Here is a 15,832-nt window from a genome sequence, read left to right on the forward strand (position 1 = left end):
GAGGTAGACGCCGGCCTGCGGGTGCTGGTCGGCGTCTTCGATGACGTCGTCGGAGAGTTCAGCCATGAGTTCGGTACGGCCGGGACGTGGATAAGTCACGGGAGTTGGGAGCTGTATTTTAAATTCAATCGCGAGGAATGTATCTGCAGGGAATGAATAGAGGGCGACGACATCAACAGCGGGGAAAGGAGACGGAAGCGACAGTAACGAGCGAACTGATCGAGCGAGGAATCTCGGTTCTGACGCCTGCGTTCGGAAACGAGCGGTATGATATGGTCATCGACCGGGAAGGCAATCTCGAACGCGTTCAGGTGAAAACTGCTTACGACCACAATCGAAAATCACAGACGGTTGTCGTCGAATTCGACACGACGGTGTATCAGAGCAGCGGGATGCCGCAGAAAACGTACTACACAGCCGACGAAATCGATTCCTATTTGATACACTGCCCGAACCGGGAGACGACGTTGTACGTTCGGTTCCAGGAGACGGCCAAGACGCAGATGAACTTTAGTTTCAGAGAGAAGACAGCATACAACGATCACAACCAAAAAGCAGTAAACTTCGCGGTGGATTACACACTAGACGCGAGACTGTGAGGGGGTAGCCAAGTGGCCAACGGCGCGGGTCTTAAGAACCCGTCTCGAAGGAGTTCCGGGGTTCGAACCCCCGTCCCCTCATACGGAATGCTGTAGAACGTTTCCGCATCGACCGCCCGACTGCGGGCGGTCGCCGCGGTACACAGCTACAGCAAACCGTATCAGTTCTGTTCAGCCCGGGAACGTGGCAGTCCCGACGCAACGGGCTTTTGACGCCAACACACGTACAAGCGAGCAATGACCGACGAGATACCCGAGCGGGCAGTTCGTGCCTTCGAAGGACACGACGCCTTCGAGCGCGACGACGACGGCTTCCGCGTGACGACGACGCGATTCGAGGGTCGCGTGACAGCGACCGACACCGACGAGTGGGCCATCGAGTACACCCTGACCGTCCGGGCACCGATGCTCTCGGCGGCCGTCGACGGGGACGTCGGCGACGCCGTCGAAGCCGGCTGGTTCGACACATACGAGCGCCGGCTGGCGGACGCCCCGAGCGCGACGCGTGCCGACGTGGAACTCGACGACCTCTCCGTCGCCGAGACGGCCGGCGAGGCCGTGGCGGAGTTCACCTTCGAGTACGGCAACGCCGACCGCGCCCCCGACGTGGCGAAGGCGATGGCCGAATACGCCGAGGGGACCTACGTCGAAGGCGCGATTCCGGGCTACGACTACGAGGGCGTCGTCGCCGACCTCCTGGGAGCCGCCAGTTCGACCGGGCAGGGCGAGGGGACCGGAACGCCGCTGTAGCGGGGCAGTTGCGGTCGCGGAGGACGAGCATCCGGCGCGCGGAGCGCGCCGGTTCACGGAACTCGCGACTCGGTCGCGAGTTCCGCTTTTTTAGCGTAGATTTTTTGCGCGAGAGGTTCGCCTTCGGCGAACCCGAGCGTAAAAAAGGTACTCTCAGTCCATAGCGATGTACGTCTGCGTGTCCTCGATGTCGTCGATGGACTGGATGCCGTCGGCGGCGACGTCCTTGACCTCGGCGGGGGAGTCGACCTCGACCTTGGCGATGAAATCGACGTCGCCGGCGACGATCGAGGCCTCGGCGACGCCGTCGACGGCTTCGATCTCGGACTGCAGGCGGTCGGCGTCGCCCGAGAGGGCCTTGACCATGACGTAGGCGGTGACCATCTCAGGCACCTCCCGCGGCCGCGGCCCTGGAGTCGGTTTCGCCGACGACGATCTGCCGGACGTCGTCGAGGACGCCGAAGTCGGCGAGGACGACGAGGCTGTCGCCGGTTTCGAGCGAGACGTCGGCGTCGGGCAGCCCGTATATCTCGTTTTCTTTGCCGAACGCGAGGACCTGGGCTTTCGCGGGGAGTTCGAGTTCGCTCAACGTGTAGCCAGCCATCGGCGACCGCTCGGTGACAGTGAGTTCGACCATCTGGAGGTTCCGGGCGATGTCGGCGACGGCCCGGATCGACCCACCCATGAGGGCGTTCTTGGCGGCGATCGCGCCGAGTCGTTCGGGGTAGATGACCTCGTCGACGTCCGAAGCGTACTTCCGGTAGATGTCCTCGCGGTAGTCCTCGTCGATGCGCAACACGGTCCGGCAGCCGTGGTGTTTCGCGATGAGACAGGCGATGAAGTTGTCGTTCAGGTCGCCGGAGAGCGCGCCGAGCGCGTCGGCGCTGGCCAGATCGGCCTTCGCCAGCACTTCCTCGGTCGAGCCGTCGCCCTCGATGACGTCGAACCCCTCCTTGCGGGCGCGCTCGACCGACGTCCGGTCGCTCTCGACGACCACGACCTCGTGACCCTCCTCCTTGAGCACGCGGGCGGTCCGGAGACCCACGCGACCGGCACCCACGATAACGAATCTCATATGGCATATTCTGCCACGGGAAGCCATAAAGCTATCCCGGCGGGAAAACGGCCGGAGCGAGCGGCGTCGAAAGCACGGGACGGGAAAGGGCAGGGGACGGAACAACACTTTTGATGTGTGGCAGTGTACCATATGCCACGATGGTCCGGGCCTACATCATGGTGAAAACGGCGGCAGGGAAGTCCGAGGGGCTAGTGGAAGCGACGCGGGACCTGCCGGGGGTCGAGGAGGCACACATCGTCGCCGGGAAGTACGACATCATCGTCGAGGGTCGGGGCGAGGAGGTGTACGACGTGATGCACTCGGTCGCAACTGACATCCGTGACCTAAACGGCGTCGCCGACACTCGGACCTACATCTGCCTTGAGTGAGGGTTACGGACCCGAATCGTCGCCGCTGGCGCGTTCCCGGACCGTTTCTCGCTGGTCGCGCAACCGTTTCGGTAGCTCCGCGTAGGCGTGTTCGAACACGTCGTCGGGGTCCGGGTCCGCCACTGCGTCGGCGGTTTCGACGGCCGCGTCGACGGCGTCGGTCGCCTCCTCGCGCGCGTGGTCGAGAAACCCCTCGTAGACGACGTTGTGCGAGCGGAGGTACTCGGCGAAGCGCTCGATCGGGTCCCGGGTGCGCCAGTCGGGGAGGTCCTCGTCCTCGTCGCCCCGGTAGCGGTCGGGGTCGTCGCTGGTCGTGTGCGGTCCCTGCCGGTAGGTCAGGCTCTCGACCAGCACCGGTTCCCCCTCGCGGACGCGCTTGAGCGCCGAGCGGACGAACTCGAAGACAGCCAGCGGGTCGTTGCCGTCGACCTGTCCGCCGGTGAAGCCGTACGCGTCGGCCTTCGCGGCGATGGAGGGTGCGGCGGTCTGGCGGTCCCGCGTCGTGCTGATGGCCCAGTGGTTGTTCTCACAGAAGAACAGCACCGGCGCGTCGAACACGCCCGCGAAGTTCATCGCCTCGTGGAAGTCGCCCTCGCTGGTCGCGCCGTCGCCGAAGTACGCGACGGCTGCGTGGTCGGCGTCGGTGTAGTTCGCTGCCATCCCCACCCCGACGGCGTGGGGGAGTTGCGTGGCGATGGGGACCGCCTGCGGGAACACCGGCACGTCGTGGTCGGAGTGGAACTCGGGGTAGCCACGACGGAAGAGCAGCAAGTCGCTCATCGGCACGTCGCGGGCGATTTGCATGGCGTTGGCCCGGTAGGTCGGAAAGAGCCAGTCGTCGTCGGCCATCGCGTGGGCCGCGCCGACCTGTGACCCCTCCTGGCCGTGGAAGGGCGGGTAGCCGCTCATCCAGCCGCGGCGCTGCAGGGAGAGCGCGCGCTCGTCGAACACCCGGGCCCGCACCATCTCCGCCAGCAACTCGCGCGCGTGGTCCTCGGAGACGGAAACCGCCGAGAACTCGCGCTCGCCGATGACCCGATGCATGCCTCCCTCCTCCGACGGCGAGGGTATAAAAGGTGGTCCCACCGGCACCGGCGTTCCGACACGCCAAAGAGTCCGCGGCCCCAAAGGCCGATATGGTCAGCGTCGGCGACATCGTGGGGCTGCTCGTCATCCTCGGGGTCAACACCTCGATCGCAGCGCTCGCGACGCGCTTTTTCAGAGTCCGGCTGAAAACGGACTGGGGCAGCGCCCTCTACACCGTCGTGCTCCTGCCGCTCCCGCTCGTTGCGGTGGTCCTGATCCTGGGCGGCATCGGCCTGGGTCCGAACCTGGGCACCGCGAACGCGGTTCTGGGACTCACCATCGTCCTGCCGATGGCCATCGGCATCGCCTTCGACTTCTTCTGGATGCCCGCCCCGGACGACGTGGACGTTCCCGACAGGAGTCGCCAACAGCGAGCGCGCTGATACGGTTTGCTGTAGCTGTATACCGCTACGACCGCCCGCAGTCGGGGCGGTCGATGCGGAAACGTTCTACAGCATTCCGTATGAGTCACTCGCGGCGGGCAGTGATCGCCTCGATGGCGTCCGACAGCACCGTCTCCGGCGACTGGGTCGCGTCGATGCGAACGAACCGCTCCGGGTCGGCGTCGATCAGGCGCTCGTAGTTGTCGCGGACGCGTTCGAGGTAGTCGGTCTGTTCGAACTTGTTGGTCGCACCGCTCCGTTCCGCACCGAGTTCCGGCGGCACGTCGAAATAGAGGGTGCAGTCGGGCACCCGGGTGAAGGGCTCGTGGATGTCCTGGACGTACGCCATCGGCTCGTCTATGGTTCCGGCCAGTGTTGCACCCTGATAGGCGTATCGGGAGTCCGAGTACCGGTCGGAGACGACGAGTTCACCGGCCTCTATCGCGGGGCGAATCACGCGCGAGAGGTGGTCGGCGTGGTCGGCGGTGTAGAGGAACAGTTCGGCCAGCGAGTCGGCGTCGTCGTCCCGGATCGAGCGGTAGACGGCGTCGCCGTACCAGGAGTCGGTCGGTTCGCGGGTGAACGTCGCGTCGACTTCGTCGCGGAGTCCCTCCCAGACCGTGGTCTTCCCGCTGCCGTCGATTCCCTCCAGCGTCACGAGCATACCGTCACTGCGACTGGACGGGTTGTAAACGATTGCGCTCGGGCGCGGGATACCCAACCAGTTACGCGCCATCCTTAAACAGGTATAAAACCAATAACAAGACGCATGAACGTACTCGTCGTCGGCGGCAGCGGTTTCATCGGGACGCATCTGAGCGGGGAACTCACCGAGCGGGGTCACGAGGTGACAGTCGTGTCGCGCGAACCCGAGGCCGAGGACCTCCCCGAGGGCGTCGACACGGTGCGTGGCGACGTGACGGCCTACGACTCCATCGAAGGCGCGTTCGAGGGGCAGGACGCGGTCGTCTTCCTCGTCGCGCTCTCGCCGCTGTTCAAACCGAAGGGCGGCGACGACCAGCACTTCGCGATCCACACCGAGGGGACGCGCAACGTCGTCGCGGCCGCCGAGGAACACGGCGTCGACCGCATCCTGCAGATGAGCGCGCTCGGGGCGGACCCGGAGGGGTCGACGGCGTACATCCGCTCGAAGGGCGAGGCCGAGGAGATCGTCAACGAGTCCGACCTCGACGCCGTCGTCTTCCGTCCCTCGGTGGTGTTCGGCGAAGGCGGCGAGTTCGTCTCCTTTACCAAGAAACTCAAGGGGATGTTCGCGCCGGGGCTGCCGATCTATCCGCTCCCCGGCGGCGGGAAGACCCGTTTCCAGCCGATCTGGGTGGGCGACCTCGTGCCGATGCTGGCCGACGCGATCGAAGCCGAGGACCACACCGGCGAAACGTACGAGATCGGTGGCCCGGAAGTGCTCACGCTGAAAGAGATCACGAACATGGTGTACGAGAGCGAAGGAAAGTCAGTCTCGATCGTCCCGATTCCGATGGGACTGGCCGGCGTCGGGCTGAAACTCGGGGGGAAACTGCCGGGGTTCCCAATGGGCGGCGACCAGTTCCGTTCGCTCAAGTTCGACAACACGACAACCGACAACGACGTCTCGGCGTTCGGTGTGGAGCCGGCGGAGATGCAAACGCTCGGAGAACACCTGACGGCGGGGCGGTAAGGAGACGTTTTACCCCGAGTAAGTTCCCATTAAATCCGTTGCTTTCGGGTGATTTTCCGATGACAGGGGTGGTTATATGTGTTGATAAGCGGGCATAAAACTTATACACATTATGGGACTGTTTCTTTTCACACGGAGACGAAGACATGAAACTCGCGATGATCGGGTTCGGCCAGGCGGGCGGGAAAATCGTCGACAAGTTCCTGGAGTACGACGAGCGTACGGGGAGCGGGATCGTCCGCTCGGCCGTCGCCGTCAATACCGCTAAAGCCGACCTACTGGGTCTAGAGAACGTACCGGAGGAGAACCGGGTCCTGATCGGACAGGCCCGGGTGAAAGGACACGGTGTCGGTGCCGACAACGAGTTAGGTGCCGAGATCGCAGAAGAGGACATCGACGAGGTGCAGGGGGCCATCGACAACATTCCCGTCCACGAGGTCGACGCGTTCCTCATCATCTCGGGACTCGGTGGCGGGACCGGGTCCGGCGGGTCGCCCGTGCTGGCGAAACACCTCAAGCGGATCTACACAGAACCCGTCTACGGGATGGGGATCCTGCCCGGGGGCGACGAGGGGGGCATCTACACGCTGAACGCCGCCCGCTCGTTCCAGACGTTCGTCCGCGAGGTCGACAACCTGCTGGTGTTCGACAACGACGCCTGGCGGAAATCCGGCGAGAGCGTCGAGGGCGGCTACGACGCCATCAACGACGAGATCGTCAAACGGTTCGGCATCCTGTTCGGGGCCGGCGAGGTCGAACAGGGCGGCGCAGTCGCGGAAAGCGTCGTCGACTCCAGCGAGATCATCAACACGCTGGCCGGCGGCGGCGTCTCGACGGTCGGCTACGCTGCAGAGCAGGTCGAACAGGAAGACGGTGGCGGCCTCCTCTCGCGGTTCAAGGGCGGCGACGACGACGACAGCATGGACACCGCCAACACCACGAACCGCATCACGAGCCTCGTCCGGAAAGCGGCGCTGGGTCGGCTGACCCTGCCCTGTGAGATCGAAGGCTCGGAGCGGGCGCTGCTGGTAATGAGCGGTCCGCCCCAGCACCTGAACCGGAAAGGTATCGAGCGCGGGCGGAAATGGCTCGAAGAGCAGACCGGGAGCATGGAAGTCCGCGGTGGCGACTACCCGGTGCCGGACTCGGGCTACGTCGCCAGCGTCATCCTGCTTTCGGGCGTCCACAACGTGCCCCGCATCAAGGAACTCCAGCAGGTCGCGATCGAGGCACAGGACAACATCGACGAGATCCGGGACGAAAGCAAAGCGAATTTAGAGGAACTAGTCGAAGATGACGAGGATGAACTTGACCCGCTGTTCTAGTCGGGGTATAGCTCTACTACTGGCGGTACTGGTCGTCGGGGCGGCCGGCACAGCGGCTGCCGTGTCGGTATCGGACGACAGTGCCCCCGAAGAGGCCGAAGTGGGCTCAGCGACCTCTGCGACGGTCACCGTCTCCGAACTCTACACCGACGCGCCGGGGGAGTGGACGCTCCGGGCGGAATCTAACTTCACCGGCACCGTCGACTGGCAGATCAGCAAAAAGAAGTTCGGTAATGCCGGCGTGGACAACGAAAGCGCCAGCGGCTCGAGCTTCGAGACGACGATCAATCGGGAACAGGACGAAACCGAAACCGTGACTGTCAGCGTCTCCGGGACCGTTCCGGAGATCGACCAGTACTCATACGAGAACCGGCAGAACGTCACCGCCGTCACCATCTACCGCGTCTCCGACGGCGAGAAGGTCGAACTCGGAACGACTCGGATCGAGTACTTCACCAACGAGAGCAAGAACGCCCGCGAAGCCATCGACTCCGCTCGCCAGGCGATCAACGACACTGGCGGCAACGCGGAGGCCGAACGCAGCCTCGAACAGGCGATTTCGGCGTACAACAGCGGCAACTTCGAGAACGCGGTCTCGAACGCCGAGGACGCCGAGAGCACGGCTAACAGCGCGGCGCAATCCCAGCAGACGACCCAGCTACTGATGTACGGCGGGGTGGCTGCCGTCGTCCTGGTCGTCGTCGTCGGTGGCGTCTGGTACTGGCGCAACCAGCAGGACGACTACGACAAGCTGCGGTAACTCCGTCTCCGATCGCGGTTTCGCTTTTTCGCCGTTCGTCCCCGAGAACCGCCGTGGTTTAGTGGAACCAGCGGAACGAGGGAGTATGCGCGTCGTCGTCCCGTTCGCAGCCGAGAGGCCCAAGACGCGACTCGACGGTGTTCTAAGTGCCGACGAGCGCGACGCGTTCGCACGAGCGATGCTCAGGGACGTCCTCGCTGCACTCGAAGCGGCCGGTCACGACCCGGAACTGCTGGCGACCGCCCCCGTCGAGGTCGACGTGCCCGTCACCGTCGACGAGCGGCCGCTCACCGAGGCAGTCAACGCCGTTCTCAGTGAGACGGTCGCGGCGGGCGGTGAGGGGGTCGCGGTCGTCATGGCCGACCTCGCGCTGGCGACGCCGGCCACGCTGGATCGTCTGTTCGCGGCCGAGGGCGACGTGGTACTGGCACCGGGTCGTGGTGGCGGCACGAACGCGCTCCTGGTCCGGCATCCCGACTTCCGGGTCGACTACCACGGGGCGTCCATCCGGGATCACCGTCGGATCGCCGCCGACGCGGGAGCGGCGGTCACCGATCTCGACTCGATGCGGCTCTCGACCGACGTGGACGAACCCGCGGACCTCGTCGAAGTGTTGCTCCACGGCGACGGCGAGAGCTACGACTGGCTGGTCGAGGCGAGCTTCGAACTCGACGTGACCGACGGACGCGTCGGTGTCGTCCGTGAGAAGCCACTGGACTAAGGACGTCGAGGCCGTAGGTCCGGGACCGTGTCGCTGTACGCCCGACTGTACCTGCTCGTCATCACGGTGCTGTTGCTCGCGACGCTTGCGGTCTGTCTCTTCGTCCTCGTCGGGATCGTCCGCGAGGGCCGTGAGCGATCGCGCGAGCGGCGGACAGGGGAGACGGAACCGTACACGCCGGACCCGGAGTACGACGCCGGACCGCCGTCGGTGCTCGACGGCGAGCAGTCCCAGTCGCCCGAGGCAGTCACCTGTCCACACTGCGGAACAGACAACGAACCCGAGTTCGCGTTCTGTGCGCGCTGTGCGAGACCCCTCTGACACGTCAGCGGGAACTCAACGCTTTTGCCAGTCGAGGACCGAGCCATCGGTGTGATTCCGGGGGCCGAAACGTACGACGTCGACGTCGAGCCCGACTCGGCCGACATCGAGCGACTGCTGGCGGTCGAGCCGGCGGACGTCGAGCCGGCGACCGAACTGTCCTACTGCCGGAACGTGTTCGTCCCGCTGACGACCGCCTGCCGCTACACCTGTACGTACTGTACGTACTACGACCCGCCAGGCCAGGCCGACCTCATGAGTCCCGAGGCGATCCGCGAGACGGTCCAGCGCGGCGCGGATGCGGGGTGTACGGAGGCGCTGTTCACGTTCGGCGACGACCCGGACGACCGCTATACGGCCGTCCACGAGCAACTCGCCGAGTGGGGCCACGACTCCATCCACGAGTACCTTCGGGAGGCCTGCGAGATCGCGCTCGAGGAGGGACTCCTGCCCCACGCGAACCCGGGCGACCAGACCCGCGAGCAGATGGCGACCGTCGCGGACGTCAACGCCTCGATGGGCGTGATGCTCGAAACCACCGCCGAGGTCCAGGCCCACGGCGGGCCGCGCGCGAAGAACCCCGGCCAGCGACTCGACACGATCCGAACTGCCGGCGAGTTAGGCGTCCCCTTCACCACCGGAATTTTGGTCGGTATCGGCGAGGACTGGGCCGACCGCGCCGAGAGCCTGCTCTGTATCCGTGAGTTACACGAGCGCTACGGCCACGTCCAGGAAGTCATCGTTCAGCCCGTCGTCGAGAACGAGCGCTGGCAGGACGGAACCCCAGGCGTCGAGACGCTGCGCCGGGTCGTCGCGATGGCCCGCGCCGGCCTGCCCGACGACGTGAGCGTCCAGGTCCCGCCGAACCTCGCGCCGGCCCGCGAGGTCGCGGACTGCGGCATCGACGACCTGGGCGGCGTCTCGCCGGTCACGGTGGACCACATCAACCCCGAGTACGAGTGGCCGGGGCTCCGCGAACTGGAGGCCGTCGCCGACCACGCGGGCGTCCCGCTCACTGAACGGCTCCCCGTCTACGAGCAGTACGTCGACGAGGAGTGGCTCTCCCCGACGATTCGGGATGCACTCGACGCCGACGACGAGGCGGGCGAGCGGTTCCGCGCGTGTCTGTCGGACGACGCGGTCGCCCGGTGACCGGAACGCCGTCACCGCCAGGTCCGCCTGCGACGACCGCTACCGGAACCGCTCGTCGAGTGCCAGCAACAACATCGAGGAGGACCACCCGAGCGGGGAGCCGAGGACGTGCTCGCCGTCCTCCGTCGTTTCCTCGGCCAGATACCCGCTGGGTGCGGTCTGCGTGAGGATCTCCGCCAGAAGGGCGTCGGCGGTGTCGGTGTCGCCAGCGCGGGCGAGCGCGCCGACGACGAACAGCTCGCCCGGAACCCAGGCCGTGCCGTTCTCCCGGAACTCCCGACGGAGCGCACCGGTGATGGTCCCGACCTCGCCGAACGCCGCCGCCCAGCGAGAGGGCCAGACCGCCGCCCCGTTGAACCCCTTGAGGTCCCGCTGTGGTCCCCAGAACCCCGCGTCGGTGATGAACTCGTCCCGTTCGAAAAAGCGGTCGTGCAGCGCCTGGCCGACGGTCTCGGCGGCCCGTCGGTAGGGAGTCGGGTCCGCGTCGGCGACGGTTGCCAGCGTCGCACCCGACAGCAGCCCCTCGTAGGCCATCGCGTTCGTCCACAGCGACTGGTGGGCGGCCGTCGGCCCCTCCTGGATGTCCGGCGTCGCGACGAGCAGCCCGTTGGCGGCGACGGCGTCGACGGTGTAGTCCAGCGCGTCCCGGACCGCAGGCCAGGCGGACTCGACGAAGGTTTCGTCGCCCGTCTCGTCGTAGACTTCCCGGACGGCCCACGCGTAGATGGGTTGCTGGTCGTTCTCGATGGTGAGCACGCCCGCGTCGGCACCGCGGCTGTCGTAACACTGCCGGAACGAGCCGTCCGCCTCCTGTACCGCCGGGAGGAAGGTCGCGAGGTATCGCCTGGCCGGACCCGGGAGACCGGTCCGCGCGAGCGCGACGGACGCGAACGCGCCGTCCCGCGGCCAGGTCGGGTAGTAGGAGGGCTGGAGGTTTCCCGAGGCCGAAATGCTCCCGGATTCCGGGTCCGCGAGCGTGCTGACCGTGACGGCAGCGCGGGTCGCCGCCTCACGGTATCGCGCCGGCAGTCCCCCGAACGCCAGGCCGTCGACCCGGTTCGACCAGTACCGGCGACCGCGGGCCAGCCGTCGCTCGCGACTCCCCACGAGGTCGGCCGACAGTCGGGAGGGGTCGGAGCCGCCGGTGAGGAACACGGTCAGGTCGCGGGAACCACCGGGTGGAACCTCGAGGTCGAAACCGAGCACGCCCGAGAGGTATCGGCCCTCGACCGCACGGCGGTCACTGTCGAGGACGGACGGCAGGAGTCCAGCGGCGTCGTCGGTCGACTCCGCTGGCGTCGCGCCGGGGCTGGTTCTGGCGACACCGCTGTGATCGACCGGAGCGTCGGCGTAGACGAGCAACTCGTAGGGACCGTCGCGGTCGATCCAGTACAGCCCGTCGGCGGCGACCAGGCGATTCGGGCTGGACTCCCAGACGACGAAATTCTGCTGGTTGTCGGTGACGTTGGCCTGCGTCTGATAGTGGAACCGCCCGTCGAGCGGGACCCCCGTCTCGTTGCGAATCGTAAACTCCCGCGCGATGGTCTCGGTCCGCGGGACGACGGACAGCGTCTCAGTGACGGCGACGCGACCATCGGCGTCGTCCGATCCGGACCCCATCGAGAGCGCCGCTGGCGGCACGTCGTACCGGAGTTCGAGCATCCCGGTCCCGGCCTCGTAGTCGATGCCGTGGTCGACGGACGACTCCCACAGCCAGGCGGTCGTGCCGTCGACGGACAGCCCGCCGAAGCTGCCCGCGTGGGGCTTCGCCCCCAGGTTCTGGGCCGTCGCGTCGTGGGGATAGTACGGGAGCTGGTGGGTGAAGCCGGTCGAGGGAAACAGCAGCGTGCTCAGCCGACCGGTCTCGGTGACGCCGGCCGCGATGCCGTCGTCCGGAGTCGAGACGAAGCCGGCCTCGGCGGAGAGTTCCTGTAAGCCGCCGATCTTGTTCCCGAACAGGAGCGAGAGCTGCGGGACCGTCGAAAGCACGCCGTCCCAGCAGTACTCCCAGTCGACGGGCGCGGACCGCGAGAGCCGTTCGAGAACCGACGACGCGATACCGAGATTGCGGAGGTCCAGCGGGAGCGTCGAGATGCGGTACCCCGCCGACGCGGCCCCCGCGGTCCCGGTGAGCGCCCCGACCGTGGTCACCGACGAGAGAAAGTCACGTCGAGTGTGACCTTTTACCATGGCTTGGGAGGCCATAGCTAGCACTCGGAGGGTGTTAAGGACTCGTACTGTCGCGTGGGTCACACGACCGGACGGCGGCGGACCACCGCCCGATTCGGACGTGCTACAGCAGGGGCCGTCCGTCGGCCTTCGGGCCGAGTTCCGGGCCGTGGGGCGTCTCGTCGGGGTCGATCGGTCGGAACTGTTCGTAGTCGGTCGAGCGCTCGACCGGGCGCCGGCCGATGGCCGAGATCATATCGACGTACTCCTGGACCGAGCGGTACTCGCCGAACTCCCCGCCGGCGCGTTTGGTGATCTCCTCCGAGAGGATGGTACCCATGAAGTCGTCGGCCCCGCAGTTGAGCATCTTCAGCCCCTGTGCGTCGCCGTACTTGACCCACGAGGACTGGATGTGATCGACGTTGTCGAGGAACAGGCGCGAGACGGCGATCATCAGTTCGTCCTCGTCGGTGCTGGCCCCGCCCTCGACCATGCCGCGGTCGTGGAGCGGCGTGTCGTGGTGGACGAACGAGAGAGGGACGAACTCCGTGATGTTGCCGGTTCGGTCCTGTAACTCGCGCACTCTGTCGAGGTGGAGCGCGCGGTGGGCCTCGTTCTCGACGTGGCCGTACATGATGGTCGCGGTGGTGTCGAGCCCGACCGACGCCGCCGCCTCCATCGCGTCGAGCCACTCGCCGGTATCGATCTTCGCGGGACAGATGACGTCGCGGACCTCGTCGACGAGAATCTCGGCGGCAGTCCCCGGAACGGAGTCCAGTCCAGCGTCCTTGAGCCGGGAGAAGACTTCCTCGTAGGACCAGTCGGTGCCCCGGCGGGCGTGATAGGCCTCTTCGGGCGTCATCGAGTGAACGTGGACGCCGTCGACGCTCATCGCCCGGATCTGTTCGCAGTAGGTCCCGGGGTCCGTGTCGTACTCGGCCGCCGGCCGGTAGTTCAGGTCCTCGCGGTCGCTCGCTTCCAGTATCTCGAGATGTTCGTCGTCGAGCGCGAGCGCCGGGTGGAGTCCCGAGACCGACGTGACCTCGTAGATACCCATCTCGACGGCGTCCCGTACCGTCCGCCGGGACTCGGCGGGCGTCTTGGTGAACCCGCCGTGGTCGGCGTCGCTCTCGGTGCGGAACTGCTCGGAGCGGTCCTTGAAGTTACAGAACAGACAGCCGGTGTTACAGGCGGTCGTGACGTTGTTGTTGAGGTTGGCGACGAAGGTGACGCCGTCGCCGACCACCTCGGCGCGCCGGCGGTCGGCGGCTTCGAGGACGCGTTCCTTGCGTTCCCGGTCGATGCCCGGACTCGCCGACCCCGTCGTGAGCAGTTCGATGGCGTCGGCGACGGTCAACCGGGTCCCGTCCCGCGCCTTCGCGAGGGCGTTCTCGAACGACTGGTCGGTCTCCGGGCGGTGTTCGAAGTCGAACTCGTCGGTGGGATCGACCGACGGCTCGAACGCGTCCGACATGTCTCGTGGGAGGGATGGAGCGCGCAAAAGCGTGGTGGGTCAGTCGTCGTCGGCCGAGCCGCCGATCCCCAGCCCCAGCGGGTCCGCCTCCTCGGCCGCCGGCTCCGCGCCGGCCTCGGCGTGTTCGAGTCGCATCGTCACCGTACAGCCGCGGTCCGTGTTCTCGAAGTCGATATCGCCCTGCGAGAGGTCGACGATCCAGTCGATCAGCCACAGTCCCACGCTCGACCCGTGTTCGAGCGCCGTCTCCTCCTTCCGGTCGAGGACCTCGAGTTCCGAGTAGGGGATGCCGGGGCCGTTGTCCGCGACCGTCAGCGTGACCGTCCCCCCCGCCCGGTCGAGGGAGACGGTCACCTTCGGGTCCGGCGAGTCGTTGTGCATCGCCGCGTTCTCGACGACGTTCTCGACGGCCTGGGAGAGCGCCCAGTGTGCCCGAATCGAGCAGGTCTCGGGTAGTGACACCTCGAAGTCGACCCCCGGGAACTCCGAGCGGACCGTCCCGACGGCGTCGGCGACGATGTCGACGGCGTCGAGTTCGCTCCGGGAGCGGTCGCCTTCGAGCAGGCGCTCGACCGTCCGGGCCTTCTCGCTGGCGTCGAGCAGGTTGTCGCTTTTGTCCTGAATGGTCTGGAGCCGTTCGGCGCTCAGCCCCGACGCCTCGTCTTCGAGCATCTGGGCGTTGGCCTTGACCACCGAGAGGTCGTTGCGAACGTTGTGCCGGAGGACGCGACTGAGCACCTGCTTGAGCAGGTCCAGTTCGTGTTGTTTCTGCCGCAGGTCCGTCACGTCGTAGAACAGCACCGTCCAGCCCAGGCCGTGGCCGCCCTCGTCGGTCAGTTCCGAGACCCGTACCAGGAACGTCCGGTTCGTGTCGCCGACGGTCGTCGTGAACTCGTGGCCGTCGAGCAGCGCCGCGATCGCAGCGGGGTCGGCCGCCGTCGCCCCGTCGGCATCCGCGTTCGAGCGGACGCCCGGCAGTTGCTCGGCCAGTTCGACCACCGCGACGATCCCCCGGCCGACGATGTCGTCGGAGAAACCCAGCAGGCGTTCGGCTGCCTCGTTCAGTTCGATGACCGTCCCGTCGTTGTTGTAGACGAGCACGCCGCCCTCGATGGCCTCGATGAGCGCGTTCTCGGGGAGCGACACCACGTCGTAGGTTCCAGAGCGGACGATTCCGAGGACGACGAACCCGTTCGCGAGGACGTACACCAGCGGCTGCGGTTCGAAGGCCATCTCCAGGAAGGCGAAGCCGACGCCGAAGAGGACGGCCGTCACACCGGCCAGCGTGACCATCGTGTTGCGCCAGCGGTAGAGTTGCTGGTCGTCCCGGAGCGCGAACTCCGCGAGCAGTCCGGTACTCGCCGCCACCAGCAGCGTCGCGTAGCCGCTTGCGGCGAGCGCCACGGGCCCGAACGAGACGGTGAGCGGCGAGGCCAGCGCCGAGGCGTCCGCGACCTCGACCGAGGAAAAATACAGCGAGTGGACCCCGTCGTACACCGGCGACGCGTTCGTCACCAGCAGCAAACTCCCCAGGAACAGGGGGAGGGCGACGGCTATGAGTGTCGGCCGCCTCGCCAGTCGGTACCGGCCGGTCCAGGCCACGCAGAACAGATACCAGAAGAAGACGACGATCGCGCCGAGCACGCCGAACAGCTGCCAGAGAATGACCTTCGTCGGCAACACCGGCGCGACGAGCAACATGAGGTACAGCAGCGACTGGACGGTGCCGACGAGCGCCGCCACGAGGAGGTAACTCATCCCGGTGACGTTGCGCTTCGTCCAGTAGAGATATCCGAACGCGGCCATCGCCAGGACACCCAGCAGGTACCCCCCGAGCCACAGCGCACTCGTTACCATCGACTACCGCAACGTGACGGACAAACGGCCTTGTAGGTTCCCCTCGCGTTCTCAGTTTTGATTCCATACGAGGAACGGCTGTATTTTCGTAGTAGTTACATGATACCATCCCGC

At 66.3% G+C, this 15,832-nt stretch carries 17 protein-coding genes and 1 tRNA gene; 11 read left to right on the forward strand and 7 right to left on the reverse strand.

Going from position 1 to position 15,832, the window contains the following annotated elements:
- Positions 1 to 137: 137 nt before the first annotated feature.
- From E2481_RS11430 to E2481_RS11440, 3 genes are all read left to right on the forward strand, one after another.
- Entirely contained in the window at positions 138 to 599 is a 462-nt protein-coding gene (locus E2481_RS11430; RefSeq protein WP_136717282.1) for a group I intron-associated PD-(D/E)XK endonuclease, read from the forward strand.
- Positions 598 to 680 (forward strand) — tRNA-Leu (locus E2481_RS11435). The genes E2481_RS11430 and E2481_RS11435 overlap by 2 nt, the downstream gene beginning before the upstream one ends.
- Positions 681 to 836: 156 nt before the next feature.
- Positions 837 to 1,349: a DUF5813 family protein gene (locus E2481_RS11440; protein WP_136717283.1), complete on the forward strand. Its 513-nt coding sequence runs from the start codon at positions 837 to 839 to the stop codon at positions 1,347 to 1,349.
- 153 nt (positions 1,350 to 1,502) lie between these two features.
- On the opposite strand, the gene E2481_RS11445 is transcribed toward E2481_RS11440, so the two are convergent.
- On the reverse strand, positions 1,503 to 1,733 hold the full coding sequence (locus E2481_RS11445) for an Lrp/AsnC family transcriptional regulator (RefSeq protein WP_136717284.1): 231 nt from the start codon (positions 1,731 to 1,733) through the stop codon (positions 1,503 to 1,505).
- A gap of 1 nt (position 1,734) precedes the next feature.
- Positions 1,735 to 2,424: a potassium channel family protein gene (locus E2481_RS11450; RefSeq protein ID WP_136717285.1), complete on the reverse strand. Its 690-nt coding sequence runs from the start codon at positions 2,422 to 2,424 to the stop codon at positions 1,735 to 1,737.
- 140 nt (positions 2,425 to 2,564) lie between these two features.
- On the opposite strand from E2481_RS11450, the gene E2481_RS11455 reads away from it, so the two are divergent.
- Positions 2,565 to 2,795: an Lrp/AsnC ligand binding domain-containing protein gene (locus E2481_RS11455; protein WP_136717286.1), complete on the forward strand. Its 231-nt coding sequence runs from the start codon at positions 2,565 to 2,567 to the stop codon at positions 2,793 to 2,795.
- 3 nt (positions 2,796 to 2,798) lie between these two features.
- Here the strand turns inward: E2481_RS11455 and E2481_RS11460 are convergent, their stop codons facing one another.
- On the reverse strand, positions 2,799 to 3,839 hold the full coding sequence (locus E2481_RS11460) for a thiamine pyrophosphate-dependent enzyme (RefSeq protein ID WP_136717287.1): 1,041 nt from the start codon (positions 3,837 to 3,839) through the stop codon (positions 2,799 to 2,801).
- A gap of 92 nt (positions 3,840 to 3,931) precedes the next feature.
- On the opposite strand from E2481_RS11460, the gene E2481_RS11465 reads away from it, so the two are divergent.
- Positions 3,932 to 4,264: a hypothetical protein gene (locus tag E2481_RS11465; protein WP_136717288.1), complete on the forward strand. Its 333-nt coding sequence runs from the start codon at positions 3,932 to 3,934 to the stop codon at positions 4,262 to 4,264.
- An 85-nt stretch (positions 4,265 to 4,349) separates the two neighbouring features.
- On the opposite strand, the gene tmk is transcribed toward E2481_RS11465, so the two are convergent.
- Positions 4,350 to 4,928: a dTMP kinase gene (tmk, locus tag E2481_RS11470; RefSeq protein WP_136717289.1), complete on the reverse strand. Its 579-nt coding sequence runs from the start codon at positions 4,926 to 4,928 to the stop codon at positions 4,350 to 4,352.
- A 105-nt stretch (positions 4,929 to 5,033) separates the two neighbouring features.
- Here tmk and E2481_RS11475 point away from each other — a divergent pair, with 105 nt between their 5' ends.
- The 6 genes from E2481_RS11475 to cofG all read left to right on the forward strand — a co-directional run bounded on the left by E2481_RS11475 (position 5,034) and on the right by cofG (position 10,218).
- Positions 5,034 to 5,939: a complex I NDUFA9 subunit family protein gene (locus tag E2481_RS11475; RefSeq protein WP_136717290.1), complete on the forward strand. Its 906-nt coding sequence runs from the start codon at positions 5,034 to 5,036 to the stop codon at positions 5,937 to 5,939.
- 146 nt (positions 5,940 to 6,085) lie between these two features.
- Positions 6,086 to 7,264, forward strand: coding sequence for a tubulin/FtsZ family protein (locus E2481_RS11480; protein ID WP_136717291.1), 1,179 nt, complete (start codon positions 6,086 to 6,088; stop codon positions 7,262 to 7,264).
- Between the two features lie 61 nt (positions 7,265 to 7,325).
- On the forward strand, positions 7,326 to 8,024 hold the full coding sequence (locus E2481_RS11485) for a hypothetical protein (protein WP_136717292.1): 699 nt from the start codon (positions 7,326 to 7,328) through the stop codon (positions 8,022 to 8,024).
- A gap of 85 nt (positions 8,025 to 8,109) precedes the next feature.
- Positions 8,110 to 8,745: a 2-phospho-L-lactate guanylyltransferase gene (gene cofC, locus E2481_RS11490; protein WP_136717293.1), complete on the forward strand. Its 636-nt coding sequence runs from the start codon at positions 8,110 to 8,112 to the stop codon at positions 8,743 to 8,745.
- Between the two features lie 27 nt (positions 8,746 to 8,772).
- Positions 8,773 to 9,066: a DUF7577 domain-containing protein gene (locus tag E2481_RS11495; RefSeq protein WP_136717294.1), complete on the forward strand. Its 294-nt coding sequence runs from the start codon at positions 8,773 to 8,775 to the stop codon at positions 9,064 to 9,066.
- Positions 9,067 to 9,117: 51 nt separating this feature from the next.
- Entirely contained in the window at positions 9,118 to 10,218 is a 1,101-nt protein-coding gene (gene cofG, locus E2481_RS11500; protein ID WP_136717295.1) for a 7,8-didemethyl-8-hydroxy-5-deazariboflavin synthase subunit CofG, read from the forward strand.
- Positions 10,219 to 10,257: 39 nt separating this feature from the next.
- Here the strand turns inward: cofG and E2481_RS11505 are convergent, their stop codons facing one another.
- From E2481_RS11505 to E2481_RS11515, 3 genes are all read right to left on the reverse strand, one after another.
- Positions 10,258 to 12,369: a hypothetical protein gene (locus tag E2481_RS11505; RefSeq protein WP_136717296.1), complete on the reverse strand. Its 2,112-nt coding sequence runs from the start codon at positions 12,367 to 12,369 to the stop codon at positions 10,258 to 10,260.
- A gap of 142 nt (positions 12,370 to 12,511) precedes the next feature.
- Positions 12,512 to 13,861: a 7,8-didemethyl-8-hydroxy-5-deazariboflavin synthase subunit CofH gene (cofH, locus tag E2481_RS11510; RefSeq protein ID WP_136717297.1), complete on the reverse strand. Its 1,350-nt coding sequence runs from the start codon at positions 13,859 to 13,861 to the stop codon at positions 12,512 to 12,514.
- 39 nt (positions 13,862 to 13,900) lie between these two features.
- The gene (locus E2481_RS11515; RefSeq protein ID WP_136717298.1) at positions 13,901 to 15,718 is read right to left on the reverse strand and encodes a histidine kinase N-terminal 7TM domain-containing protein; all 1,818 of its coding nucleotides are present in this window, start codon (positions 15,716 to 15,718) and stop codon (positions 13,901 to 13,903) included.
- Between the last annotated feature and the right edge of the window lie 114 nt (positions 15,719 to 15,832).

This window comes from Halorientalis salina, assembly GCF_005049285.1.
GTDB classification, from domain to species: domain Archaea; phylum Halobacteriota; class Halobacteria; order Halobacteriales; family Haloarculaceae; genus Halorientalis; species Halorientalis salina.